At 63.8% G+C, this 24,444-nt stretch carries 18 protein-coding genes, 1 tRNA gene and 1 pseudogene; 9 read left to right on the top strand and 11 right to left on the bottom strand.

Features of this window, described 5'->3' with window-relative positions; translation table 11 throughout:
* The first annotated feature begins 68 nt into the window (after positions 1 to 68).
* The gene (locus FOZ70_RS09275; protein ID WP_219705625.1) at positions 69 to 443 is read left to right on the top strand and encodes a hypothetical protein; all 375 of its coding nucleotides are present in this window, start codon (positions 69 to 71) and stop codon (positions 441 to 443) included.
* A 665-nt stretch (positions 444 to 1,108) separates the two neighbouring features.
* Here FOZ70_RS09275 and FOZ70_RS09270 read toward each other — a convergent pair.
* Positions 1,109 to 6,088, bottom strand: coding sequence for a type ISP restriction/modification enzyme (locus tag FOZ70_RS09270; protein ID WP_219705624.1), 4,980 nt, complete (start codon positions 6,086 to 6,088; stop codon positions 1,109 to 1,111).
* Positions 6,089 to 6,432: 344 nt separating this feature from the next.
* Here FOZ70_RS09270 and FOZ70_RS09265 point away from each other — a divergent pair.
* A pseudogene (locus FOZ70_RS09265) lies at positions 6,433 to 6,588 on the top strand (cyclic pyranopterin monophosphate synthase MoaC); the annotation flags it as partial.
* Between the two features lie 91 nt (positions 6,589 to 6,679).
* Entirely contained in the window at positions 6,680 to 7,885 is a 1,206-nt protein-coding gene (locus tag FOZ70_RS09260; protein WP_219705621.1) for a hypothetical protein, read from the top strand.
* A gap of 126 nt (positions 7,886 to 8,011) precedes the next feature.
* Here the strand turns inward: FOZ70_RS09260 and FOZ70_RS09255 are convergent, their stop codons facing one another.
* The 10 genes from FOZ70_RS09255 to FOZ70_RS09210 all read right to left on the bottom strand — a co-directional run bounded on the left by FOZ70_RS09255 (position 8,012) and on the right by FOZ70_RS09210 (position 17,377).
* Complete coding sequence (locus tag FOZ70_RS09255; protein ID WP_048025009.1) at positions 8,012 to 8,362, bottom strand: TonB family protein; 351 nt, start codon at positions 8,360 to 8,362, stop codon at positions 8,012 to 8,014.
* 452 nt (positions 8,363 to 8,814) lie between these two features.
* Positions 8,815 to 10,593, bottom strand: a complete 1,779-nt coding sequence (locus FOZ70_RS09250; protein ID WP_059552897.1) for a Wzy polymerase domain-containing protein — start codon at positions 10,591 to 10,593, stop codon at positions 8,815 to 8,817.
* A 153-nt stretch (positions 10,594 to 10,746) separates the two neighbouring features.
* A complete protein-coding gene (locus FOZ70_RS09245; RefSeq protein ID WP_124589332.1) occupies positions 10,747 to 11,343 on the bottom strand; it encodes a pilin in 597 nt (198 codons plus the stop codon).
* A gap of 97 nt (positions 11,344 to 11,440) precedes the next feature.
* A complete protein-coding gene (locus FOZ70_RS09240; RefSeq protein WP_048025015.1) occupies positions 11,441 to 12,145 on the bottom strand; it encodes a TerC family protein in 705 nt (234 codons plus the stop codon).
* A gap of 161 nt (positions 12,146 to 12,306) precedes the next feature.
* A complete protein-coding gene (gene sucD / locus FOZ70_RS09235) occupies positions 12,307 to 13,188 on the bottom strand; it encodes a succinate--CoA ligase subunit alpha (protein WP_006477916.1) in 882 nt (293 codons plus the stop codon).
* Positions 13,189 to 13,256: 68 nt separating this feature from the next.
* Positions 13,257 to 14,423, bottom strand: coding sequence for an ADP-forming succinate--CoA ligase subunit beta (sucC, locus tag FOZ70_RS09230; RefSeq protein ID WP_006477915.1), 1,167 nt, complete (start codon positions 14,421 to 14,423; stop codon positions 13,257 to 13,259).
* A gap of 68 nt (positions 14,424 to 14,491) precedes the next feature.
* A complete protein-coding gene (locus FOZ70_RS09225) occupies positions 14,492 to 15,100 on the bottom strand; it encodes a DUF2889 domain-containing protein (protein ID WP_042975512.1) in 609 nt (202 codons plus the stop codon).
* A gap of 146 nt (positions 15,101 to 15,246) precedes the next feature.
* Positions 15,247 to 16,116: a recombination regulator RecX gene (gene recX, locus FOZ70_RS09220; RefSeq protein ID WP_124469566.1), complete on the bottom strand. Its 870-nt coding sequence runs from the start codon at positions 16,114 to 16,116 to the stop codon at positions 15,247 to 15,249.
* The gene (recA, locus tag FOZ70_RS09215) at positions 16,116 to 17,186 is read right to left on the bottom strand and encodes a recombinase RecA (protein WP_021160193.1); all 1,071 of its coding nucleotides are present in this window, start codon (positions 17,184 to 17,186) and stop codon (positions 16,116 to 16,118) included. Before recA ends, recX begins: the two co-directional genes overlap by 1 nt.
* Before the next feature lie 50 nt (positions 17,187 to 17,236).
* Positions 17,237 to 17,377 (bottom strand): hypothetical protein, encoded by a 141-nt coding sequence (locus FOZ70_RS09210; RefSeq protein WP_153488778.1) that lies wholly within the window; start codon positions 17,375 to 17,377, stop codon positions 17,237 to 17,239.
* Between FOZ70_RS09210 and FOZ70_RS09205 the strand changes: the two genes are divergently transcribed.
* From FOZ70_RS09205 to FOZ70_RS09180, 6 genes are all read left to right on the top strand, one after another.
* Entirely contained in the window at positions 17,376 to 18,104 is a 729-nt protein-coding gene (locus FOZ70_RS09205) for a response regulator transcription factor (RefSeq protein ID WP_059649778.1), read from the top strand. The genes FOZ70_RS09210 and FOZ70_RS09205 overlap by 2 nt on opposite strands.
* Before the next feature lie 17 nt (positions 18,105 to 18,121).
* Positions 18,122 to 19,669: a sensor histidine kinase gene (locus FOZ70_RS09200; protein ID WP_219705619.1), complete on the top strand. Its 1,548-nt coding sequence runs from the start codon at positions 18,122 to 18,124 to the stop codon at positions 19,667 to 19,669.
* Between the two features lie 225 nt (positions 19,670 to 19,894).
* Positions 19,895 to 21,553: an MFS transporter gene (locus FOZ70_RS09195; protein ID WP_219705617.1), complete on the top strand. Its 1,659-nt coding sequence runs from the start codon at positions 19,895 to 19,897 to the stop codon at positions 21,551 to 21,553.
* 155 nt (positions 21,554 to 21,708) lie between these two features.
* Positions 21,709 to 21,785, top strand: a tRNA-Met gene (locus FOZ70_RS09190).
* Between the two features lie 71 nt (positions 21,786 to 21,856).
* Entirely contained in the window at positions 21,857 to 22,009 is a 153-nt protein-coding gene (locus FOZ70_RS09185; RefSeq protein WP_155634979.1) for a hypothetical protein, read from the top strand.
* Positions 22,010 to 22,129: 120 nt separating this feature from the next.
* Entirely contained in the window at positions 22,130 to 24,322 is a 2,193-nt protein-coding gene (locus FOZ70_RS09180; protein WP_219705615.1) for a hypothetical protein, read from the top strand.
* The last annotated feature ends 122 nt before the right edge of the window (positions 24,323 to 24,444 follow it).

Here is a 24,444-nt window from a genome sequence, read left to right as displayed (position 1 = left end):
AATCTGACGTTGCGGAACACCGGTACTGAATCGCCGAATACCGATAATCGCTACGGGGAGCAACGCAGATGCTTTATTCAATCGACAGCGACAAGTACATCACCGACATTCCATATGAGAAGGACTTTCGTCGCTGGAAAAGTCGTCTCTCTCAGTCAGAATACGATGCCCTTGTTGCCGAACTGAACAACCGAATCGACGGCGGCCAGATTCACACATCCAGTTGGATACCGGGGAACGACTGGTCAGATACGGTCTACGATCCGATCTACCGGAAGGCTTGCGAATACGATGAAGTCGAATCGGGCAAGTGCTTTGGACTATTCGTCTGGGTCGTCCTTCAGCAGCATCAAGATGTCTGGGCGTTTGGGCGCTACCAGAAAGACGGCATTCAGATTCGCGGGTTGACCTACTTCAAGCTCGACAATCCGCCACCGCGTTGAACGCAGTTGAGAATGGATGCCCCCGATAGACCGCGTCAATGCATGGAACCGTTGGAGACCGGTAGTCGCGCCAATGCGCCGGCAATGGTGGGCGACTGTCGCCACTGTAGGCACGGGTCCACCAGCAACACCTACCCACCCGCACCGCACCATACCGACCAGTGTCAACGATGCGGTCCCGTGCCACCGGTACGACAGGTTGATAGGCGCGGTACCGACGCCATTGACCGTCTAGTAACAGCGTCGCCATAGAGGTAACGCCGTTACCCGGCACAGCGTAACGGTCACGGGTGACTGTACATTCCATTCCCGTTGTCACAACGGCAACCAGATCACCGTCAACGGTAGCACGGGCACTGGTTGCGGCCTCACCGTAACGGGTGACCGCGCATTGATTCTCGTCGCCGAACCGTGACCACACAACCTACAGTCGATCAAAGGTCTATGGTTGGCAACCACAACCACTGGCGACTACTGATCAACTGTAACAACCAGTGCTTCGGGTCCACCACGCGTGTAATGACTACCCTTAACCACTGAACACTGACCGGACCACTGCGACTGTTGCCCCTATAGTCGTTGCCAACAGGCATCGACGCCATTGAAACCCGCGTCTCGACAACAGTCGGCATCCACCATTGCAGATGTCAACCGTTGAGAACCAATCAGGCAGTCAATGCGTCTGGTTCGTCCTTAGCTTCCATCAACTGCCCTACAGTCGGACCAGGCTGCTGAATGTCCAGACGCGGCAGGGTCTTCACAATCTTCATCGTTTCCAGACTCACCGTGACGACCCGTTGAAACAGCTCCAATGGATAGCGCGGATTGTTCATTGTTTCGACCGCATAGTCGTTGGCGTCGTTGACGATGCCACTATCTTTGTCAATCTTGACGCACTGGCGTTCGACGACCCAATCCAATGCTGGTTTACCGTTGACCACGTATTCATAGGCTTCCAGCGGGATGCCCTTCAGCGTGATCTTGTCGTTGTAGATCAGCGTCGTGAGGTCTTTGTCCTTGCTCTTCTTGGGATACTTCATCTTCTCGACACGGTAGTCCGCATCCGTCAACAACGGTCCTTCGCCTTCGATCTGCAACGGGAACTTTTCTACCGTCTCGTAGTTGATGTGCAGGTCGGCGAGCTTTCGTCCAGCCTTCGAAAACGCCCAAAAGTCAGTGGCTGTCTTCACGCATGGGATGCGCGGCAACTCCTTCGACAGATTGTCGGCATAGCGTTCGCGGTAGTCAGGTGAATGCAACAAGCCATAGACGTAGTAGAAGATGTCTTCTTTGCTGATCTGTTCGCCGGGATATGCAACTTCGAAGTGCGCGAGTCCTTCGTCAGTTAGCGCATCTCGGCGTTTGCGCCTAGCGGCCTGATCGGGGTCAAACAATCCGGCTTGTAACTGCTCGTCGCCCACTTCGCCATTCGGTTCGTCGTAGAGATAGAGCGGGAAGCACTGAGCACCGCCATCAGGTTGAAGGGAGACGACCTTGTCCACCATTAGCGCAAACTGACCGGCATCGGCGAGATTGCCTTTAATCATGATGGCGCGATTCTCCGCCGTCGCGTCGGGAAAGATACGCGGCATCTGCAATACCATTTCATTGAAACGGCGGTTGAAATACAGCCATTGCTTGCTGAATGGCCGATACAGACTTGGTGTCAGGCATTCCGGTTCGAAGGCAAACCGTCGGTTCTTGACTAGTTCCTGCTTCAGGCCACGCGTCCAACTGATCCGAGAAGGATCATTGTCAATGAAGTCATCCACGCGCAACATCTGAGTCTTCGGGTCCAGCCGACCGAATTTGCTTGAAAACCTTAAAACTTCATGGTTGTAAGCGTCAATCATGCGTGACATGCTCGCTGTCACGCCGCTCTTGGAAGCGTTGTAGCACCATGCGTCACGGTTTGTAGAAACACCCAACGAGAAGTTTTCAAATAGCCTTGGCGCGTTGCTTCTCTTGTCGCCCAACACGATGTATTCGCCGAAACGGTCGTCTCGCTGGTTCAGCCAATCACCGTGTTGGTCAGGGACGATGTGTTGCCAGCCACCTACTTCCCCGATCCCTTGAATGCTTCTGAATGCACTTACCTTCTCCAATTTCTCTTCGCGGCTGAGATAGTCACCGATGTCGTGGAAGTAAATCTGACCATGCTGCACGGCATTCGGATTCTTGACCAGCACAGAAATCGCAATAGGAGCGCGACTGCCGCTTCCAAAAATCTTGCCACCTTCCTTTCGCGACTGTTCTCCCGCCGTGCGTTGATTGCCGCGCAGATGAAACACATAGATAGTCGAAAACTCTTCTGCCAGACATTGGCGAAGACCATCAGCAGTGTTGGCGTCGAGAAAGCCCGCATTGGTCACAAAGCCGATCACGCCACTGTTGCCGATGCGGTCACTGGCCCAGCGAATAGCGCGAATGTAGCTGTCGTACAACCCCTTGGACAGAGCGGCGCTTGACCGCTGCACGTAAGTTTCCGTGATTCGCTTGTCGAGATGCGGGTATGCGACATTCTGGTTGTTGTCATTCGCACTGGCTTGTCCTACCGAATACGGCGGATTCGCCATGATGACGCGAATGTCCAGCTTCTTCTGACGCTTTCGGCGGGCGCTGTTCTGCTCCAACAGCGCATCAACCATGTCTTCCGTCTCGTACATCTGAAACGTATCTGTAAGGCAAATGCCTTCGAACGGCTGGTACTTGCCGCCGACGATGCCGTGATACACCGCTTCTATGTTCACGGCTGCGATGTAGTAAGCCAGCAGCACGATCTCGTTCGCATGAATTTCATGCTTGTACTTGCGTGGCAGTTCTTCGGGCGTGATGTGGCCGCTTTGCAGAAGCCGTGTCACGAACGTGCCCGTACCAACAAAGGGATCGATAATGTGGACGCCCTTGCTACCCAAGGTCTGGCCGAACTCGGACTGCAACACATGGGCAACGCTATGAATGATGAAGTCCACGACTTCGACCGGCGTGTAGACGATCCCCAACCGCTCAGTCATCTTCGGGAAGGCATTGCGGAAGAACCTATCGTACAAATCGACGACGATCTTCTGCTTGCCCGCCGCGTTGTCGATGCCTTCCGCCCGGAGTTTCACACTCTCATAGAACCGTTCCAGCGTGTCGGCTTCCTTGTCCAGCCGATGTTCATCCAGCACATCCAACACATGCTGCATCGCCAGCGACATCGGGTTGTGCTTCGCAAAGCTGTAGTCCGCGAACAGGGCATCGAACACCGGCTTCGTGATGAGATGCTGCGCCAACATCTCGATGATTTCGCCATCGGTGATGCTGCCATTCAGGTCATCACGCAGTTCTGCGGCAAACTCGTTGAACGCGTCTCGTTCCTTCGCGTTGGCAGGGTTCTCGACGATGGCCGTAATACGGTCGATGTGAGTGCGAGCTATCTTCGCGATGTCGTTCGCCCAATCTTCCCAGTGGTGACGGTTGCCGACCTTCTGCACCAGTTTCGCGTAGATGGCCTTCTCGATCTCGCCGATCTCGAATTGCAGTTCGTGCTGTTCCTGCGCGGTGCGCTTCTTGACCGCTTCGCCAATGGTGAAGCCGCCCTTACCAGCGTCCTTGTTCTTCGTCCCGTTGGCTTTCTGCTGCTTCTTCTGAATCTTGTCAGTGATCGCGATGACTTCCATCTTGCTAGTGTTCGGCCCGTTCAATTCGAGCTTGTTCACCATTGCATCGAAGCGGTCGTCGTGCGACCGAAGCGCCTGTAAGACCTGCCAGACGACGGCGTAGGTCTTGTTATCATTCAGGGCTTCGTGTGGTTCGACGCCTGCCGGAATCACCACCGGCAAGACCACATAACCGCGCTTCTTCCCCGGTGCGTTGCGCATCACGCGACCGACCGACTGCACCACGTCAACCTGCGAGTTACGCGGCGTCAGGAACAGCACGGCATCCAGTGCCGGAACGTCCACACCTTCGGACAGGCAGCGAACGTTACTGAGAATGCGGCAAGTGTTTTCGGGCGTCTCGGCCTTCAGCCATGTCAGCTTCGCTTCCTTCTCGCTGGCATTCATGCCACCGTCAACGTGTTCAGCTTCGCAGTGAAGTCGGGCCGCCTGTTCGAATTCTTCCGTCTCTTCAGACTCCTGATACGCTTCAACGACCGCTTGGAACATCCCGGCGATCTGTTTCGAACTGACCTTGTGCGTCTTAGCCCCTTTCGAGACTTCGATGACCTGACAGAAGGCCACTGCACGACTCATAGGATCGCCGTCGCCAACCAAGTCGTCGGTCAATCCCTGCTTCGACAGGGCTTTCCAGCAGCCAACAATCTTGGCTGCGTCGTCAACCTTCAACTGGTTGTTCTCATCCCGCAGCAGGTCTTGCAGACGCCGGTTGACGTGCGTCTCTTCGACCGCCAGCACGATCACCTTGTAATCGACCAGCAACCCGCGTTTGACGGCTTCCGAGAACGTGATGACGAACAGTTCTTCGCCATACAGCGCCTTGTCGTCCATCGAACAAAGCGCAACGTTGTCACGTTCAGCCGTGGCCTTGGCCGAATCTCCGTAGATTCGCGGCGTCGCCGTCATGTACAGGCGCTTGGCAGCGCGGATGTAGTCGGCATCGTGAACCCGAACGAACGTGCTTTCGTCATCGTCGCCAAACGTTGCGCCCGTCGTGCGGTGCGCTTCGTCGCAGACGATCAGGTCGAAGTCGGCCATCCCGAACTGCTTCTGCGCACGGCTGATGACATCAATCGAGTGATAGGTCGAGAAGACGACGCTCATGTGCGACGCATCGTGCCGCTTCGCCATCTCTGCCGCCAGTCGGGCCGAATCCGTCGTGGCCGGATAGCGCAGTTCATGGACGAAGGTTTGCACCATGTCGTCTTCTTTCTTGCGTTTCTTGCCAACATCGCTATCCGAGCAAACCGCAAAACTATGAAGCGGCGTCCCGCTCTCCTGAGTCCATTCCGTCAAGGTCTGTGAAAGTAGCGACAGACTCGGTACAAGGAACAGCACTCGCTTGCCAGCACCGGCCAGCGTTTCTGCGATTTTCAAGCTGGTGAACGTCTTGCCGGTACCACAGGCCATGATCAACTTGCCCCGGTCGGCATCAGAAAGACCATGAACAACTGCATTCAGTGCGTTGGTCTGGTGTGGGCGCAGTTCCTTCTTCGCCTTGATGACCGGCGCAGCCTTGGGCTGGTACTGGCCCCACTCGATCTGGCTTTCTTCAAGAGCAGTCAGATCAATCTTGCTGACGGGCGGCTGCTGATCCAGCAAAGCGTCTTCGGCGTGTTCGCTCCAATGATTCGTCGTAGCGACAATGATTCGACGCGTGAACGGCTTCTTGCCTGATGCCGTGAAAAAGCTATCGATGTCGCTCTTCTGAACCTTGTGTTCGGGCGCAAACAGCTTGCATTGAATCGCATGGAATTCGTCCGTGCCACGCGTCTTCGCAACAAGGTCAATGCCGGTGTCCCGTTTGTCCAGCCCTTGCAGGTCAGCCCATTCCGCATAGGTCCACACGTCGCTGTACAAATCGCGGTACGTGGCCTCGTTCCGCAAATAGGTGACGATCAACTCTTCGAAGTAGGTCCCCTTCTCCCGTTCAGTCACGGCGGTTTGGCGGAAGGTGTCGAGAAGCATTTCGAGTGCGGTCATAGTGCTGAGGTGCTTGTTATTGTGACGATTAAGCCACGAAGCCGACATTATGCCGTTCAGCCAATCCCTCGACACCTGACGAAATCACGAAGCACGTGCCAGCAACGCGGACTGAATCTGATCCAGCGCGATACAACACGTCACCACGCTCCGGCGCACGTCCAACGATGCGCCGAATGATCGCGTCCGAAATATCCTGTCGTGCTACGACATGTACTTTCCCCCGAACGGTTCGATCGCGTAAACTCGCGACACAGTGCGGTCCGATTGTTGTCCCAAATCCGTCCCACTGCTGTCCCACTTTATCAACCGAGTGGGACAAGATCGAATGAGGCGCCATCAGTAAGTCTTTGATTTAAAAGGCCGTGCAGGTCGGGTTGCTGACCGTCTACGACATGTGCAAGGCGGTGGATCGCGGGATGGTGATCACCGACGTGAGCGTGCGCGAGAAACGCGGCGGGAAGTCGGGAGACTGGAAGGCCGAAGACGTCGCGGGTTGACCGCCAGCGGTAACAAACCGCCATTCACGGGGCAGCGCCGGCCGTAGCGATGCCCCGTTCGAACGATAAAAACCAGAAAAACGCCTCACTCATGAAGAATCTCACGCTGAAATACGCCGCGCCGCTGCTGTGCGCGCTCCTCCTGCTGCCGGACGCCGCATCGGCCGCCGGCGCCTGCCCCGCCGCCGACACCGCCGCACGCGCGGCCATCGACGCGCAACACCGTGTACAGCAGGTCCGCAATCCGCCGAGCGACGGGCCCGGCGTCGAGATTTCGCCGCCGCTGCGCGACGCGCTGCGTACGTACAAGCAGGCGCTCGCCGGCGCGATCGATGCGCGGCTCGCCTGCAGTGACGAACAGGTCGACCCGACCGCGCTGAAACGCACGCTCGCAGCCGCGCTCGGCGTGCCGGCCCGGCCCGTCCAGCCGAAAGACGGCGAATCGGCGTTCGGCCGCAATCCGGACGTCGACGTCGAACGCGGCGGCACGTCCCGCCCGTTGCTCTTCGTGCGCGCCGGCTTCGACATCGCATGCGGCGACGACAACCTGCTGACCGCCTACGCATGGGAAAACGGCGGCTGGCGGCGCGTGCTGCGCTGGCAGGCCGACGACTACAAGGACATCGGCGGCGCATACGGCGGCGGTTTCTGGTTCTCGGCGCTGCCCGGCAGGCAGGTCGCGGTCGTCCACGGCACGCCGTGGTGCGCGTCGCGCTGGAGTCAGTTCGCCGCGGACGTGGTCGCACCGGCCAACGGCCCGACCGCGCAACGCGTGCTGTTCCATGCAGAGAACAGCTACGTTCTCGACGAAAACCCCATCCGGTTCAAGGTGCGCCCCGACGGCTTCGAGGTGCGCGCGACGGTCAGCTCGATGGACAGCGAACTGTTGACGCGGCCAGGCGTCTTCCGATATCGCGTCGACGGCGGCACCGTGCAGCGCGTACAACCCGTCGCGCTCAACGGCCGCGATTTCGTCGACGAATGGCTGAATGTGAACGATGCGCAGGCGCGCGAATGGAGCGAACCCGCCGCGGCGGCTGCCGCGCTAAAGGGCCGGCAGGCGTTCGACAAGGCCCGCAAGGCGCCCGGCACCGGGTTCGAGTACGGCCCGGTGCGCAGTTGCTCGGACAGCAAGGACCGCTTTCAGGTCGAACTCGATCTGACGGGCAACACCGGGGAAACGGTTGCGCGGCACTATGCGCAGATTCGCCAGGAACGCAACGGGTTCACGCTGCTCGGGCTGAGCACGGCGGCCGAGCCGGCTTGCCGCGGCGCGAACCTGATGCCGCGGCACTGAACGTCGGGCACGCGCGGCCCGACGGCCGCGCGCGGCGACATTCGGCGGCCATGCGCCACGAAGGGGCCGGCAGGAGACCATACCGGACGGCAACCGGCACGCACGCCACGCCGCGCCGCCCGCGCATCACTTGCCGCGCTGCGGCTCGAACACGAACGGTTGGGTCAGCAGAAACGGATTCGCGGTCGCGCCCGTCTGCACGCAGGTTGCGTGCGTCATCGCGTCGGCGGCCGCGCGATCGGCCGCCGCATTACGGCTGCTCGTCGTCACGGTGACGTTCTGCGCTTCGCCGGACGTCGTCATCAGCGCGCGCACGAGCACGGTCGCCTGGCGCGTGAGCGGCTTCGCGGTATCCGGATAAACGGCGCGGGGGATGTGGCAGGTCAGCTTGCTTTCCTGCGACGACGACAGCATCGCGCAGCCGGAAAACAGCATCGCGACGGCGGGCAGGATCAGGTAGGTCGAGCGAATAGCCATGGTCGAATATCGTTCTTCAGCACTGTTGCGGACGAACGCGCCGCGCGCCGGGGAACATCACCCGGCCGCATCGCATGCGTCACACCGCGCCGCGGCCATCGGACCGGCGCCCCGTTACGGCCGCACGGCCGATCGATGCTCGGCCGCGATCCTGCGTGGCGGACTTCCCGGGTAGCCCGGTGTTGCCGGTGTTCGCGCCGCCCCTGCCTCACACGGGCCGGCACGCGAGCGCTTTCGCGCATTGTGCACGCGCCGCCCGGCGAGCGGCGGCGATTTGACAATGGTTGACGCGAATCGCCGCGCCTTCAGCCGGAATCCGCGCAATCCACGAGGTAATCGATACGCGCCGGATTCGCCCGGTTCACACCGCGCGGTTGCGTTCGGCACGCGCAGCAGCTCCCGCACGGCACGGCCCCTGCCGGCATTCCCCGTTCCGGCAGAGGCCGCGCGTATCAATCCGAATCGTCGTCGTCCTCGTCGTCGGCCGCGTCGGCCGGAACTTCGCCGTATTTCGCGACGACCGCCCCCTTGAACGTCTTCAGCGCCGGTTGCTGGTCGCACAGCTTGTACAGCGCCGCCAGCTGTTGCGGCCAGTCCTTCAGCTCCTTGGCGAACACGTGCAGGCGCGCGACGGTGTCGAGTGCGTCGGCTTCGCGGCCGGCCAGTGCCTGCAGCACCGCATAGCGGCGCAGCACCGTTTCGCCGGGCAGCAGCGCGATCGCGCGCTCGTGCGCGGCGAGCTTGGCCGGCAGGTCGTCCGCCGAAATCGGGAGCAGCGTGGCCGCGCCGTATTCGCCCCAGGCGCCGAACAGCAACGACGGCGCGTCGCGGTATTGCGCGGCCGGATCGCTGCCGTAATACAGCACTTCCGCGCGCTGGTAGTCGCGCAGCACGGGCACCGCCGCCAGCACGCCGCCGACCGACAGCACCGCGAACAGCCCGAAGGCTGCGCGCCCCGGCAGGAAACGCAGCGGCTTCACGTCGAGCAGCCCGATCACGAACATCGCCGGCAACAGGAAGAACATGTACTGCTGCGGATACTCGACCAGCGCATGCATCAGCAGGATGCCGATCAGCGCGAAGCCGAACACGCGCATGCTCGACTGCGGCGCGCGCACCGCACGCACGAACCACGTCACGAGCGCGACGACGAGCACGCCCAGGCCCACGAGGCCGGACTTCGCGAGCAGGTCGATGAAGATGTCGTGCGAGTTGTTCGCGATCTCGACGCCGCCCAGCGAGCGCACGAGCGCGAACTGGTGTGACGGGAATTCGCCCCAGCCGACGCCGAGCAGCGGGTGCTCGCGGAACATCGCGAGCCCGTACTTCCACAGTGCGAGGCGCGGCGCGATCTGCCCCGCGTCACGCATCCGGTCGGCCGCGGATTCCGCGAGGTTCAGGTGATAGTGCACGTTGGCCCAGCGTACCGCGACGTTCACCGCGATGAACGCCACCGCAAGCACGACGGGGATCAGCCACGCGCGCGCATTGCCCGGCGCGCGGCGCGATTCGAGCCACGCCATCCAGAAGCCGGCGACGACCATCACCGCGACCTGCAGCCACGGCCCGCGCGACACCGTCAGCGCAAGACCGACCGACAGCACCAGCGACAGCGCGAGCCACGCCCATACCGCGAGCCGGCGCGTCTGCACGAGATACAGCGCGCCCGCAAGCGCGAACGCGATGTAGCTGGCCAGATGGTTCGCCTGCGCCATGTTGCCGTACGGGCGGCGATCGACCGCGACGTTGTACACCACGACGAAAGGCGACAGCGCCGACTCGAGGTGGAACAACTGCACGATCTGGGTGCCGACCGCGAACACGCCACCGACGAGCAGCGCGCCGGCCATCATCCGCGACACGGCCTCGGCCAGCCCGTCGCGCGCGAGCGTAAAGCCTGCCTGCATCGCGACCAGCGCGGCGGCGAGATAGCCGACCGCGAGCCAGTTCATCGACGGCACCTTGAGCGGGATCAGCACGACCTGCGCGATGAGCACCGCCGCGAACCCGAGCGGCGCAACGAACGCGGCCGGTGCGGCGAACGGTTCGGCCGGGCGACCGGTGCGCGCGAGCAGCACGACGGACACCCCCACCAGCAGATACAGCACCAGCGCGGAAAACTCGGAATAGAAGGTCGGGATCGGATACGTGTGATTCGTGATCGCGTACGGCACGATCAGGGCGACAGCCAGCGCAACGAGCGGCAACGAACGGGAAAAAGTAGAAGGCATGAGCGAACCGGGTGTCAGCAACCGGCGCACTATACAAAACTTTCCCCCCTCTGTGCGGGGCCTTCGCGCCGCGCCCCGGCGCGGGGCGGCCGCCCCGGCCGACCGAAGCGGCGGCCGGCATGCTGCCCGTGCCGCCCTGCTCCGCTGCCGGCACTATGCGCGGCACTCCGCCGGCGCATATTTCGCAGGCAGCGTCGCGGCATCGCCCGGCAACGGCCCGGCCCCCGGCGCCGGCAGCGACGACGCGCCCTTGCCGGCGGCGAAGCACTCCCACGCGATCGCGCCGGCCTGCATCGCGCCCTTTTTGAGCGGCACGCGTGCGGTGGGCGCGTCGGCCTTGTCGGGCGCGGACGGCACGAGCACCAGCGTATTGGCGCCCGCCGCCGCGACGCGCGTGGTGAAGGCGACCGTGATCTGGCCGGTCTCGCCGTCGATCGCGACGGATTCGACGTTGCGGGTCGCGGCCGGCGGGCTGTAGCCGGCGTCGAGGCCCGCGCCGCTCGCGGCGTTGTCGGCGACGGCCAGCCGCGCGGACGACGCAAGCGCGAGCCCCTCGCCGACACGCGAGCGCGCAAGGTAATCCTGGTACGCGGGAATCGCATAGGCGGCGATCACGCCGACGATCGCCAGCACGATCATCAGTTCGATCAGCGTGAAGCCGGCCGGCCGCCAGCGCGGCGACGACCGGTTTGCGCGCCGCAGGTCGGCGGCAACACGACGGAACAGGGAAACGGAAAAGGCTTCGAACATGGCAGGCTCCGGAAACGAAAAACGCCTGTCGTTAAAGGCAGGCGTCTCGATCGTAGCCAGCAGGCCGTGAATCCGGCAGTCGGCCGGATGGCCAGTGTCAGTGCGCGCGCGGTGCGCCACTGCGCCGCCTGAGCGCGTAACCGATCGCCACCACGAACAGTGCGCCCGCAATACTCGCCCCGTACAGCACCGGCTGCGTATCGAGCACCGGCCAGCGGTCGCCGACCGGGTCGTTCACGATCAAGCCGCCCGCGATCCAGCCGAGCAGCCCGGCGCCGAGCGCCACGACGATCGGGAAACGGTCGAGCAGCTTCAGCACCAGCGTGCTGCCCCACACGATGATCGGCACGCTGACGACGAGCCCGAAGATCACGAGCGGGATCCGGTGCGACGGGTCGGCCTGCTCGGCCGCACCGGCGATCGCGATTACGTTGTCGAGGCTCATCACCGCGTCGGCGATCACGATCGTCTTCACGGCGTCCCACAACCGGCTGGCCGGCTTGATGTCGTCGTGCGCATCGGCGGCCGGCGCCATCAGCTTGATACCGATCCACAGCAGCAGCAACCCGCCGCCGAGCTTCAGGAACGGCACGTCGAGCAGCGCGACCGCAAACGTGATCAGCGCGACGCGTAACAGGATCGCACCCGCGGTGCCCCAGACGACACCACGCAGCCGCTGGTTCGCGGGCAGGTTGCGGCAGGCGAGCGCAATGACGACGGCGTTGTCGCCGCCGAGCAGGATATCGATGATGACGATCTGGAGCACGGCGCCCCAGTGCAGCGACGTCAGGAATTCGAGCATGGGGTGATGTGCGGGGCAGTGGCGGCCTGGCAGGCGGCCGGGTTCATCGCCGGCGCATGCACGACGCATGTCCGGTGGGTGCTTACGAATTCATTGCGCGAGCATAACAAAAAACGCCGGCAAGGCCGGCGTTTTTTGCAGGACGAACCCAGGGGGAAATATTACAGCGCCTTCTTCAGCAGACGGCCCATTTCCGACGGGTTGCGCGTGACGGTGATGCCGCACGCTTCCATGATTTCCAGCTTCGCTTCGGCCGTATCCGCACCGCCCGAGATCAGCGCGCCGGCGTGGCCCATGCGCTTGCCCGGAGGCGCCGTGACGCCCGCGATGAAGCCGACGACCGGCTTCTTCATGTTGTCCTTGATCCACTCTGCCGCGTTGGCTTCGTCCGGACCGCCGATTTCGCCGATCATCACGACCGCATCCGTATCCGGATCGTCGTTGAACATCTTCATCACGTCGATGTGCTTCAGACCGTTGATCGGGTCGCCGCCGATACCGACTGCCGACGACTGGCCGAGGCCCAGTGCCGTCAGCTGCGCAACGGCTTCATACGTCAGCGTGCCCGAACGCGACACGACGCCGATGCGGCCCTTGCGGTGGATGTGACCCGGCATGATGCCGATCTTCAGTTCGTCCGGCGTGATCGTGCCCGGGCAGTTCGGCCCGAGCAGCAGCGTCTTGCGGCCTTCGCGACGCATGCGGTCCTTCACTTCGATCATGTCGCGCACGGGGATGCCTTCCGTGATGCAGATCGCGAGATCGAGATCGGCTTCGACCGCTTCCCAGATCGCAGCCGCTGCGCCTGCCGGCGGAACGTAGATGACCGACACGGTCGCGCCGGTTTCTGCCTTCGCTTCCTTGACGCTCGCGTAGATCGGAATGCCTTCGAAATCTTCGCCGGCCTTCTTCGGGTTCACGCCCGCGACGAATGCTTCGCGGCCGTTTGCGTATTCACGGCAGGCGCGCGTATGGAACTGACCGGTCTTGCCGGTAATGCCCTGCGTGATGACCTTCGTGTCCTTGTTGATCAGAATCGACATGTATTTTGACCTCTGTTCGATTGGCGTCGCGTGCAAGCCGCGCCGCCATACCTATTCATTGAGCGCGCTTACTTGCCTGCGGCAGCCGCGACGACCTTCTGCGCAGCTTCTTCCATGCTGTCCGCCGAGATGATCGGCAGGCCCGAATCGGCCAGCATCTTCTTGCCGAGGTCCTCGTTCGTGCCCTTCATGCGCACGACGAGCGGCACGTTCAGGTTCACGGCCTTCGAACCGGCGATCACGCCTTCCGCGATCACGTCGCAGCGCATGATGCCGCCGAAGATGTTCACGAGGATCGCCTTCAGGTCCGGGTTCTTCAGCATCAGCTTGAACGCTTCCGTGACCTTCTCGGTCGTCGCGCCACCGCCGACGTCCAGGAAGTTCGCCGGTTCGCCGCCGAACAGCTTGATGGTGTCCATCGTCGCCATCGCGAGGCCTGCGCCGTTCACGAGGCAGCCGATGTTGCCGTCGAGCGAGATGTACGCGAGGTCGAACTTCGACGCTTCGATTTCAGCCGGATCTTCTTCGTCCAGGTCGCGGTATGCGACGATTTCCGGGTGGCGGAACAGCGCGTTCGAGTCGAAGTTGAACTTCGCGTCGAGTGCGGTGACCTTGCCGTCGCCGGAGACGTTCAGCGGGTTGATTTCAGCCAGCGATGCGTCGGTTTCCCAGAATGCCTTGTACAGGCCTTGCAGGATCGCGCGCGCTTGCGGGATCGAAGCGGCCGGCACGCCGATCTTCGCGGCGAGGTCGTCGGCTTGCGCGTCCAGCAGGCCCGTCGACGGCTCGACGATGACCTTGTGGATCAGTTCCGGGTGCTTCTCGGCAACTTCCTCGATGTCCATGCCGCCTTCGCTGGAACCCATCAGGACGATCTTCTGCGAGATGCGGTCGACGACGAGGCTGACATACAGTTCCTGCTTGATGTCGGCGCCTTCTTCGATCATCAGGCGGTTGACCTTCTGGCCTTCCGGACCGGTCTGGTGCGTGACGAGCTGCATGCCGAGGATCTGGTTCGCGTATTCGCGGACCTGCTCGATCGACTTCGCCACCTTCACGCCGCCGCCCTTGCCACGGCCACCCGCGTGAATCTGAGCCTTCACGACCCATACCGGGCCGCCGAGCTCTTCTGCCACCTTGACGGCCTCGTCAACCGAGAACGCCGGCTTGCCGCGCGGTACCGCGACTCCGAATTTCCGCAGGATTTCCTTACCCTGGTACTCGTGAATCTTCATGCGTGATTCCCTTCAGTCTGAGAGTTGGATGAAAAGTCGCTTTAGACGCTTCTTCGAATGATTTCCGTTCATTCCTTCGTGCTGCCATCACCGGGCAAATCCGGCCGAAGCGGGCCATACCACCGCGGGTAATACTGCCGCACGACCTCGCCGTCGAACCGCAACGCCCGGCAGCGGCCGAGCTGGAAAGGCGGTTCGGCGTGCACGTCGCCCTGATCCGGCCCTTCGCCACCCTCCTCGCGCACATTCCACACGTCACCGGCAAACGCCTGGATCGCTGCGGTCGGCAGCACGGCGCACAGTTCGGTGAGATGGGAACAGCCTGCGACGCCGGCGAGCAGCCGGTTCGCGTTGCGGCGGAAATTGCGGAAGAGATTGAGCCCGATGAGGGCCCGATAGGCAGGAGGGGCGGATTGACAGTGACCGGGATAGGGAACCCATTCCGAAGACGCTTCGGCGTCGACGACATTGAGGTCACGATCGATAGTCACGCGCAGCCAGAGTTCGTGGATCGGCAGGCCCTGGGGCCGGATGCCCGACGCAAGCGCGACATCGCGCGGCTTGTGGTCGGTCAGGCAGGCTTCGATGTCCCACAAGCCGTCGCCGCGCTCGTAAGCTTCCGCTCGGATTGCGCGTCGATGTCGCAACTGACGGGGCACGGGCTCGGATAGCGGCATGCTGGAGGTTGAGGCCGAAGAGGAAAACCCACGGATTTTAGCATATTGGGTATTTGAGACACTTTGACGCGACGGCGGGTATTCCCGCCTGTCCGGAAGCAGTTGCGTTGCAGCAAAATCGCGCGCCACGCGCGCGATCGGCACGGTCAGTCGTCGATCGGGAAATCGTCGCCAACCTTCAGCAACTTCACGATGGTCGCGCTCGAGAAGCCCCGCGCCGCGAGAAAGCGCGCCTGCTTCGCCCGCTCGGCCGGCGTTTGCGGCAGTGCACCGAATTTCTTGCGCCAGACCGCCTGCGCACGCGCCCATTCGGTCTCGCGAAGCTGCGCGTTGACCTCCTCGACGAGCGTGTCGCCGACCGCATGACGCTTCAGCTCGCTGACGATGCGTGCGACGCCGACACGCGACGCGCGGCGATGCACGAGACTCTCGGCAAAACGCGCATCGGACAGCCAGCCATCCTTCTCCAGCGCATCGAGCACCGGTTCGACGGACTCGTCTTCGCCGACATACGGTGCGAGCTTGCGCGCGAGTTCCGTGCGGCTGTATTCGCGCCTCGACAGATAGCCGAGCGCACGGCCTTTCAACGAACGCGGCGGCTTCGACGACTTGCGCGCGCCGGCACCCGGATCGTCGCCGGAAGCAGCGCTTGAAGCACCACCCGACGCACGGCGTGTGCGGCGCGGATGCTGGCTGCTGCGCGTATAGACATCTTCCGTCGCAGGCGCCGACGCACCGGATGCGCGATCGCCAGGGAAACTGACACCGGACACGCGACGACGGGAGCGATCGTGTGCGTCGAATGATTCATCGTCGTCGAACGGATCGTCCGGTGCGGCAATCTCAAACGAAACGAGGGCATCGTCGGATGCCCTCGTCGCGGTGCGGTTCGCGGCATGGCTGCCCGCGATCCGCCGATCGGCGCTCGAGGATCCGGCTCGCCGGCCGGGGCGACCCGCCGCTTCGGGCGCGTCGCTCTCCTCCGGCTCGCCAGCCTGACCTCGGCGCCCGACCATCACTCTTCTTCGTCCACCGCCTCGGCTTCGTTGCCTGCACCATCGGGCATTGCGACGACGCCGAGCGATTCGCGGATGCGGTTCTCGATCTCGCGCGCGATTTCCGGATTCTCGCGCAGGAATTCACGCGCGTTGTCCTTGCCCTGGCCAATCTTCTCGCCGTTGTAGCTGTACCAGGCGCCTGCCTTGTCGACGATCTTCGCCTGCACGCCGAGATCGATGATCTCGCCCTGACGCGAAATGCCCTCGCCATACAGGATGTCGAAGATCGCTTCGCGGAACGGCGGCGACACCTTGTTCTTGACGACCTTCACGCGGGTTTCGTTGCCGATCACCTCGTCGTTCTTCTTGATCGAGCCGATCCGGCGGATATCGAGGCGCACCGACGCATAGAACTTCAGCGCGTTACCGCCCGTCGTGGTTTCCGGGTTGCCGAACATCACGCCGATCTTCATACGAATCTGGTTGATGAAGATCACCAGGCAGTTCGTGCGCTTGATCGTGCCGGTCAGCTTGCGCAGCGCCTGCGACATCAGGCGGGCCTGCAGGCCCGGCAGCGAATCGCCCATCTCGCCTTCGATTTCGGCCTTCGGCACGAGCGCCGCGACCGAGTCGATGACGATCATGTCGATCGAGCCCGAGCGCACCAGCGCATCGGTGATTTCCAGCGCCTGCTCGCCGGTGTCCGGCTGCGAAATCAGCAGCTCCGGCACATTCACGCCGAGCTTCGACGCGTACTGGACGTCGAGCGCGTGCTCGGCGTCGATGAACGCTGCGGTGCCGCCCAGCTTCTGCAGCTCGGCGATGACCTGCAGCGTGAGCGTGGTTTTACCGGACGATTCCGGGCCGTAGATCTCGACCACCCGGCCGCGCGGCAGGCCGCCGACGCCAAGCGCGATATCGAGGCCCAGCGAACCCGTGGAGACGACCTGGATATCTTCCGCCGCCTCGCCGTCGCCCATGCGCATGATCGAGCCCTTGCCGAACTGCTTCTCGATCTGGGCAAGCGCGGCGGCCAGCGCCTTGCTCTTCTCGGCGGTCATCCCGGAGCCCTTCTTGCTATCTTCCATGAATCGTCCTTTGCTATGATGAGCAGCGTCTGTCAGAGGCGCGCCCGCTTTCAAGCGCCGCCCACGAATGCAGACACTGTATAAAAAAACAGTGTTTTGTGCAAGCCCGCAATGCAGGCTGCGTTGTACACGAATAACTTCGGAGACAGCCGGCCGGCGCGAACGCCCTGCCGGCCATCGGTCAGCACCATGCGAATTCTCATCGCGGAAGACGACAGCATACTCGCGGACGGCCTCACCCGGTCACTCCGCCAATCGGGCTATGCGGTCGACCACGTGAAGAGCGGCGTCGATGCCGATACGGCACTGTCGATGCAGACGTTCGACCTGCTGATCCTCGACCTCGGGCTCCCGAAAATGTCCGGGCTCGACGTGCTCAAGCGCCTGCGCGCCCGCAATTCCAACCTCCCCGTGCTGATCCTGACGGCCGCCGACAGCGTCGACGAGCGCGTGAAGGGGCTCGACCTCGGCGCCGACGACTACATGGCCAAGCCGTTCGCGCTCAACGAGCTCGAGGCGCGCGTGCGCGCGCTGACCCGGCGCGGTGCGGGCGGCGGCCCGACCGTCGTGCGCCACGGCTCGCTCGCGTTCGACCAGGTCGGCCGCATCGCGTACGCGAACGATCGCGTGCTCGACCTCTCCGCGCGCGAGCTCGGCCTGCTCGAGGTGCTGCTGCAGCGGATCGGCCGGCTCGTGTCGAAGGAGCAGCTCGTCGACCATCTGTGCGAATGGGGCGAGGAAGTCAGCAACAACGCGATCGAAGTCTACGTGCACCGGCTGCGCAAGAAGATCGAACCCAGCGGCGTACGGATCTCGACCGTGCGCGGCCTCGGCTACTGCCTCGAGAAGGCCGCGCCCGCCACGCCGGCCGACTCGGCCGCGCCCCAGCCCGCGGTGGCCGGCACGCCGCTGCGCTGACCCCGGGCGTTGCCGCGATGGCCACGCCGGCCCCTACCCGCCACCCGACCGGCGCGCCGTCGTCGGCCGCCGACGAGGCGCGCGACGCGCGCTACGAGAACCCGTTCGCGCCGCCCGACGAAACCGATGCGCCCGAGGCGCCGCGCCCGCGCTCGCTGTTCGGCGAGATCCTCGACTGGATGCTCGCGCCGCTGCTGTTGCTGTGGCCGATGAGCATCGCCGTCACCTACCTCGTCGCGAAGACGATCGCGAACGGCCCGTTCGATCGCGCGCTCGAGACCAACGCGTACGTGCTCGCGCGGCAGATCCATCCGGTAAACGGCGTCGCCGAGCTCACGCTGCCGCAGCAGACGCGCGACTTCCTGCGCGCGGACAACGTCGACAGCGTCTATTTCCAGGTGCTCGGCACCCGCGGCGAACTGGTCGCGGGCGAAGCCGACATGCCGCTGCCACGCGACGAGGACCGCCCGCCGCCGGGCGTCGTCATGTTCCGCGACGACCTGCTGCGCGGCAACGACGTGCGCGTCGCGTATACGACGGTCGCGCTGCCGCAATCGGACAGCACACAGCCCGTGCTCGTGCAGGTCGGCGAAACGCTGGACAAGCGCAACGCGCTCGCGAACGACATCATCAAGGGCGTGATCCTGCCGCAGTTCGTGATCCTGCCGCTCGCGATCCTGCTGGTCTGGTTCGGGCTGTCGCGCGGGCTCGCGCCGCTCAACGCGCTGCAGGCGCACATCCGCGCGCGGCGGCCCGACGACCTGTCGCCGGTCGAGGCGCAGCGCGCGCCGCCCGAGATCGAACCGCTCGTCACGTCGTTCAACGACCTGCTCGCCCGTCTCGAACAGAACATGGCGCTGCAAAAGCGCTTCATCGCCGACGCCGCCCACCAGATGAAGACGCCGCTCGCGGGCCTGCGCACGCAGGCCGAGTTCGCGCTGCGCCACCCCGTCCCGCCCGACGTGCAGCGCTCGCTCGAACAGATCGCGACGAGCTCCGAGCAGGCAGCACGGCTCGTCACGCAACTGCTCGCGCTCGCGCGCGCCGAGAACCGCGCGAGCGGGCTGACGTTCGAGCCGGTCGAGATCGCCTCGCTCGCGCGGCGCGCGGTGCGCGACTGGGTGCAGGCCGCGCTCGCGAAACGCATGGATCTCGGCTACGAAGGCCCGCCGGACGACACGCCGCTCGACGTCGACGGCAACCCGGTGATGCTGCGCGAGATGCTCGGCAACCTGATCGACAACGCGATCCGCTACACGCCGGAAGGCGGCCGCATCACGGTGCGCGTGCGCGCCGAGCCCGCCGCGCGGCTCGTGCATCTCGAAGTCGAGGACACCGGGCCGGGCATCCCGGCCGCCGAACGCGAGCGCGTCGTCGAGCGCTTCTACCGGATCCTCGGCCGCGAAGGCGACGGCAGCGGCCTCGGGCTCGCGATCGTGCGCGAGATCGCCGCGCAGCACGGCGGCACGCTGACGCTCGACGATCACGTCTACCAGCACGCCCCGCGCCTCGCCGGCACGCTCGTGCGCGTCAGCCTGCCGCTGACCGAAACCGCCCCGGATTAACCCTGACGCACGCCGCCGCGGCCCGCCCCGATTACGTCAAAATCGACGATTTTGGCGACGTTGAAAGCGCGATAGGCACTCAAAGCCGAAAATTAGACGCAAGTCGACGCACATCCGCTTTGCACACGCGAGTCAGTCCGCCGTAAGTTTCCCTACCAATAATCGTCAACAGGCCCGCCCCACCCAAGGCGGCCGCACACCTACAAAGGGACTTGGAGACGACTCATGGCAACGTTAGGCGGGCAAATTTCGCACGCGCCGATGACGGGCGAAGAGAAGAAGGTGATCTTCGCGTCGTCGCTCGGCACCGTGTTCGAGTGGTACGACTTTTACCTGGCCGGCTCGCTCGCGGCCTACATCAGCAAGAGCTTCTTCTCCGGCGTCAACCCGACCGCCGCCTTCATCTTCACGCTGCTCGGCTTCGCGGCCGGCTTCGCGGTGCGGCCGTTCGGCGCGATCGTGTTCGGCCGCCTCGGCGACCTCGTCGGCCGCAAGCACACGTTCCTCGTGACGATCGTGATCATGGGCATCTCGACCTTCGTGGTCGGCTTCCTGCCCGGTTACGCGTCGATCGGCATCGCCGCGCCGGTGATCTTCATCGCGATGCGGCTGTTGCAGGGTCTCGCGCTCGGCGGCGAGTACGGCGGCGCGGCGACCTACGTCGCCGAACACGCGCCGGCCAATCGTCGCGGCTTCTACACCGCGTGGATCCAGACGACCGCCACGCTCGGCCTGTTCCTGTCGCTGCTCGTGATCCTCGGCGTGCGCACCTTCATCGGCGAGGAAGCGTTCGGCAGCTGGGGCTGGCGCGTGCCGTTCGTCGCGTCGATCCTGCTGCTCGCGGTGTCGGTGTGGATCCGGATGCAGTTGAACGAATCGCCGGTGTTCCTGCGCATCAAGGCGGAAGGCAAGACGTCGAAGGCGCCGCTGACCGAAGCGTTCGGCCAGTGGAAGAACCTGAAGATCGTGATCCTCGCGCTCGTCGGCCTGACCGCCGGCCAGGCCGTCGTGTGGTACACGGGGCAGTTCTACGCGCTGTTCTTCCTCACGCAGACGCTGAAGGTGGACGGGGCGAGCGCGAACATCCTGATCGCGATCGCGCTGCTGATCGGCACGCCGTTCTTCCTGTTCTTCGGTTCGCTGTCGGACAAGATCGGCCGCAAGCCGATCATCCTGGCGGGCTGCCTGATCGCGGCACTGACCTACTTCCCGCTGTTCAAGGCGCTCACGCACTACGCGAACCCGCAGCTCGAGATCGCCACGCAGAAGGCGCCGATCACGGTCATCGCCGATCCGGCCGCCTGTTCGTTCCAGTTCAACCCGGTGGGTACGTCGAAGTTCACGAACTCGTGCGACATCGCGAAGAGCGCGCTCGCGAAGGCCGGCCTGAACTACGAGAACGTCGCGGCACCGGCCGGCGCAACGGCGGAAATCAAGGTGGGCGACACGGTGATCCCGGCCTACGAGGGCAAGTCGACCGACGCGAAGGCGCAGGGCGCGGCGTTCGACAAGACGCTCGCGTCGACGCTGAAGGCGGCCGGCTACCCGGCCAAGGCGGACCCGGCGCAGCTCAACTGGCCGATGACGATCGTGATCCTGACGATCCTCGTGATCTACGTGACGATGGTCTACGGCCCGATCGCCGCGATGCTGGTCGAGATGTTCCCGACGCGGATCCGCTACACGTCGATGTCGCTGCCCTATCACATCGGCAACGGCTGGTTCGGCGGCTTCCTGCCGGCCACCGCGTTCGCGATCGTCGCGGCGAAGGGCGACATCTACTCGGGCCTCTGGTATCCGATCGTGATCGCGCTGGCGACGTTCGTGATCGGCCTGCTGTTCGTCAAGGAGACGAAGGACTCGAACATCTACGCGCAGGATTGAGGGTGAAGGGCGGGTTGTCGTTTGCCGGACGCGGGTTCCGGCGACCGACACCCCGCCCCACGGCGAGGCCGGCACGGGCCGCCGGCAACTTTTTTCGCGGAAGATGAAAAAAGGTGTTGACAGCCCAAGCGTCGATCTACATAATTCAAGTCTTCGGCGAATTAGCTCAGTCGGTTAGAGCGACGGAATCATAATCCGCAGGTCCGGGGTTCGAGTCCCTGATTCGCCACCAAATGCGAGAGCCGCTGTTTCGAAAGAAACAGCGGCTTTTTCATTTTCCCGATGCCGCGGCAAGTGGCACGGATGATCAAAATTCCCTGCCCGCGACGCGATCGCCACGGCACCTGGTATCTCCGGGTCGCCCCCAATCTCTTCAAGCTGCGCTCAGCACCCGGCGACCTGAACAAATTTCGCATCAATCTCAAGCAAGGCATCATCAACGCCTGTACGCGGTGATACCGAACGGCGCAAGAATCGATACCCCGCGCAATGCCACCCGGCACACCGCAGTAAGCACACAACACCGCGCTTAGAATCCGTACGTCCAAATTCCCGCTGCATCCGGGCACAACGTCAATGAGAAAACGCCTCGCATGCTTCCTGTCGATTCTGATCGGCATCGCACTCCCGCTCGCCTGCCGGGCCGACCCGCTGCCAGACACCACCGTCGACGGCCTGCATTGGAGATTCGAGCAACTGCACGACACCGGGCACGACGACGATTACGAAGTAGCCGCCCGTCGAGGCGAACAGGTGCTGATCTGGGACAACGGCAAGAACCGGCAAGCTTATGCGGGAGCGGTGTTCCTGCTGGTCTCCGCTCCCTATGATCAGGTGCAGCCGCTCGTGGAGCGCGTGCTGCAACGGACGAGCCCGGTCAAGGCCAGTGCCGATAGCTGGCAGTTGCAGAATTTGCCGGACCCCTGGAGCCATGTCCTGTTGTCGCGCCGGCCGGACCTGCGCGCAGCCATCGCCGACCATGCGACCTTGCCGAGACTGCAGCAGGCGCTGCAACAAGGCGCAATCACCCGGCAGGAACTGGACTGGCGCATGGATCAGGCCCGGGCCCGCGTCGACCGGCTGTTCAGCGGCTCCGGCCTGCCCGCGCTGCAACCCACCTACGCGTTCTGGGAGGCCCGCCAGGATCACAGCGACGGCATCACCGGCCAGTACCGCAGCGCGCTGTTCGTCAGGGTCCAGGACACGAGCATCATATTCGGGCATCCGGCGACGGTCGTTCAGTTCGGTCGCATCGACTCCCGGCCCAACCCCGACTACAGCCTGTGGAAGGCATTGACACTCCAGGACCTGGACGTGTTCAGCGGCAACCGGACGCAATCCAGCAGGACCGGCATCTCCGTCGTCCCGGCCGACGTGTTCACGGCATTGACCGACGCGTTGTCCGCACTGCCAGCCAGGCTGGAAATCGCCACGTCGCCCGCTGCATGGCAGTTGCCCTCGGCACCGTCGATGCCGCCCCCTGCCATCAAGCCGGTGGCGCCGGACCCGAGCGCCCCGGTAATCAAGCCGTCGATCATCCGCTGGGACAAGTTCGTGACCGACCCGTCGCAACGCACGTTGCTGTACCCGCACGACATCCTCGACCTGCCGGATGGCAGCCTGCTGTTCAGCGCCCAGGTGGCCGACAATCGCGGCTGGAACCAGTACGTGTGGCGGCTGCGCGCGGCCAACGGCGCGTTGCAGGCGGACGAAATCTGGCACGGCAAGGAGGGGCCGCGACAGATGATGATCAACGGCGACGGCAGCGCCGTCTGGTTCGACGGCCAGCCCGACGCCAAGAGCAAGCCATGCCTGTACCGATACGACATCGCGAGCAGCAAGGTCGATCGTCATGAAGTCGTCTGGCCGAGCGAGACCGATTGGCGAGACCATCAGATGAGCGATATGTCCTGGATTATCGATGACGACCTGCCGGCCAATTTCTGGCATGACCTTCGGCATGGCGAGAAGGACGCGAATCCGGTCGGCTCCGCGTTCCTGACCGTGCAGCGCCCGGCGTCACCGCCGCCGGGCAACGACGATCCATGGCCGTTCGTCACGACGCTGTCGTCGGTACGCCAGTCGCTGATGGACGAGATCAGCAACGGCAGCAATGCGCTGATCTGGCCGGTACGCTGGCGGCCTTCCGGGAGCTACTGGACGGTGGATTCGCAAGGGCTCGCCGAGCTGGACGCCCGCACCGGCCGCACGCTGCGTACGATCGTATTGCCCCGGCGCTTTGGCGCGCCGGATTCCGTCAGCGCCGCCGGCATCGCTCATTGGGCGCCCAAGCCGCTCGGCTCGCCGCAGGGTCAATGGATCGCGACAGGCTTCGAGCTGTTGCTCGACGACGACGGCAGCACGCCACCTCCCGTGAAGGCCCCGGACCCGAAACGGACGCGCTTCGTCGGCATGCACGTAGTGGATCTCAAGAACGGGCACGTACTGTCGCCCCTGCTGGGCGCTGCCGACTCCTTCAAGGCCGCCGCCCGTTCGGCAAACGGTCGCTTCCTTGCGATGGGTACGACCTACAAGGCGGGCGGCTGGCAACATCGCGTGGCACTCTGGGATGTCGCACAGGGCCGCACGCCCGTGCAGCTCGACGCATCGTCGCTACCCAAAAACAGCGAGATCCAGGCGCTGGCCTTTTCGTGGGACGGTTCCGCGCTGTGGGCAATCGGCACGCGCGAACTGATGCTGTGGAAATTGCCCGCCGCACTGCGCGATCGGGCGGGGCATGGCGCTGTTCCGGATCAATCCCGCAACTGAAACCGCGGCATCGACACGCGGCTTTTCCGGGACGCCAACACCGCGGTGACCGGCGGCACGGCCACCCCGGCCGCGCCCCGGCGCGTCACGCCGCCACCGCCCCTCGCTGCAGCTTCTCCGCC

Origin of the sequence: Burkholderia sp. COPS (assembly GCF_019425585.1) — a bacterium.
GTDB lineage: Bacteria > Pseudomonadota > Gammaproteobacteria > Burkholderiales > Burkholderiaceae > Burkholderia > Burkholderia cepacia.
This window is presented reverse-complemented; position numbering and strand designations above follow the sequence as displayed.

What these genes read in the sequence shown, in the direction of transcription:
- FOZ70_RS09245 (WP_124589332.1), bottom strand. Translation starts at nt 11,343, where the DNA reads ATGTTCGAAGCCTTTTCCGTTTCCCTGTTCCGTCGTGTTGCCGCCGAC.
- FOZ70_RS09195 (WP_219705617.1), top strand. Translation starts at nt 19,895, where the DNA reads ATGGCAACGTTAGGCGGGCAAATTTCGCACGCGCCGATGACGGGCGAA.
- FOZ70_RS09180 (WP_219705615.1), top strand. Translation starts at nt 22,130, where the DNA reads ATGAGAAAACGCCTCGCATGCTTCCTGTCGATTCTGATCGGCATCGCA.
- FOZ70_RS09255 (WP_048025009.1), bottom strand. Translation starts at nt 8,362, where the DNA reads ATGGCTATTCGCTCGACCTACCTGATCCTGCCCGCCGTCGCGATGCTG.
- FOZ70_RS09250 (WP_059552897.1), bottom strand. Translation starts at nt 10,593, where the DNA reads ATGCCTTCTACTTTTTCCCGTTCGTTGCCGCTCGTTGCGCTGGCTGTC.
- sucD (WP_006477916.1), bottom strand. Translation starts at nt 13,188, where the DNA reads ATGTCGATTCTGATCAACAAGGACACGAAGGTCATCACGCAGGGCATT.
- FOZ70_RS09205 (WP_059649778.1), top strand. Translation starts at nt 17,376, where the DNA reads ATGCGAATTCTCATCGCGGAAGACGACAGCATACTCGCGGACGGCCTC.
- FOZ70_RS09270 (WP_219705624.1), bottom strand. Translation starts at nt 6,088, where the DNA reads ATGACCGCACTCGAAATGCTTCTCGACACCTTCCGCCAAACCGCCGTG.
- FOZ70_RS09225 (WP_042975512.1), bottom strand. Translation starts at nt 15,100, where the DNA reads ATGCCGCTATCCGAGCCCGTGCCCCGTCAGTTGCGACATCGACGCGCA.
- FOZ70_RS09260 (WP_219705621.1), top strand. Translation starts at nt 6,680, where the DNA reads ATGAAGAATCTCACGCTGAAATACGCCGCGCCGCTGCTGTGCGCGCTC.
- sucC (WP_006477915.1), bottom strand. Translation starts at nt 14,423, where the DNA reads ATGAAGATTCACGAGTACCAGGGTAAGGAAATCCTGCGGAAATTCGGA.
- FOZ70_RS09185 (WP_155634979.1), top strand. Translation starts at nt 21,857, where the DNA reads ATGATCAAAATTCCCTGCCCGCGACGCGATCGCCACGGCACCTGGTAT.
- FOZ70_RS09200 (WP_219705619.1), top strand. Translation starts at nt 18,122, where the DNA reads ATGGCCACGCCGGCCCCTACCCGCCACCCGACCGGCGCGCCGTCGTCG.
- FOZ70_RS09275 (WP_219705625.1), top strand. Translation starts at nt 69, where the DNA reads ATGCTTTATTCAATCGACAGCGACAAGTACATCACCGACATTCCATAT.
- FOZ70_RS09240 (WP_048025015.1), bottom strand. Translation starts at nt 12,145, where the DNA reads ATGCTCGAATTCCTGACGTCGCTGCACTGGGGCGCCGTGCTCCAGATC.
- FOZ70_RS09210 (WP_153488778.1), bottom strand. Translation starts at nt 17,377, where the DNA reads ATGGTGCTGACCGATGGCCGGCAGGGCGTTCGCGCCGGCCGGCTGTCT.
- recA (WP_021160193.1), bottom strand. Translation starts at nt 17,186, where the DNA reads ATGGAAGATAGCAAGAAGGGCTCCGGGATGACCGCCGAGAAGAGCAAG.
- recX (WP_124469566.1), bottom strand. Translation starts at nt 16,116, where the DNA reads ATGGTCGGGCGCCGAGGTCAGGCTGGCGAGCCGGAGGAGAGCGACGCG.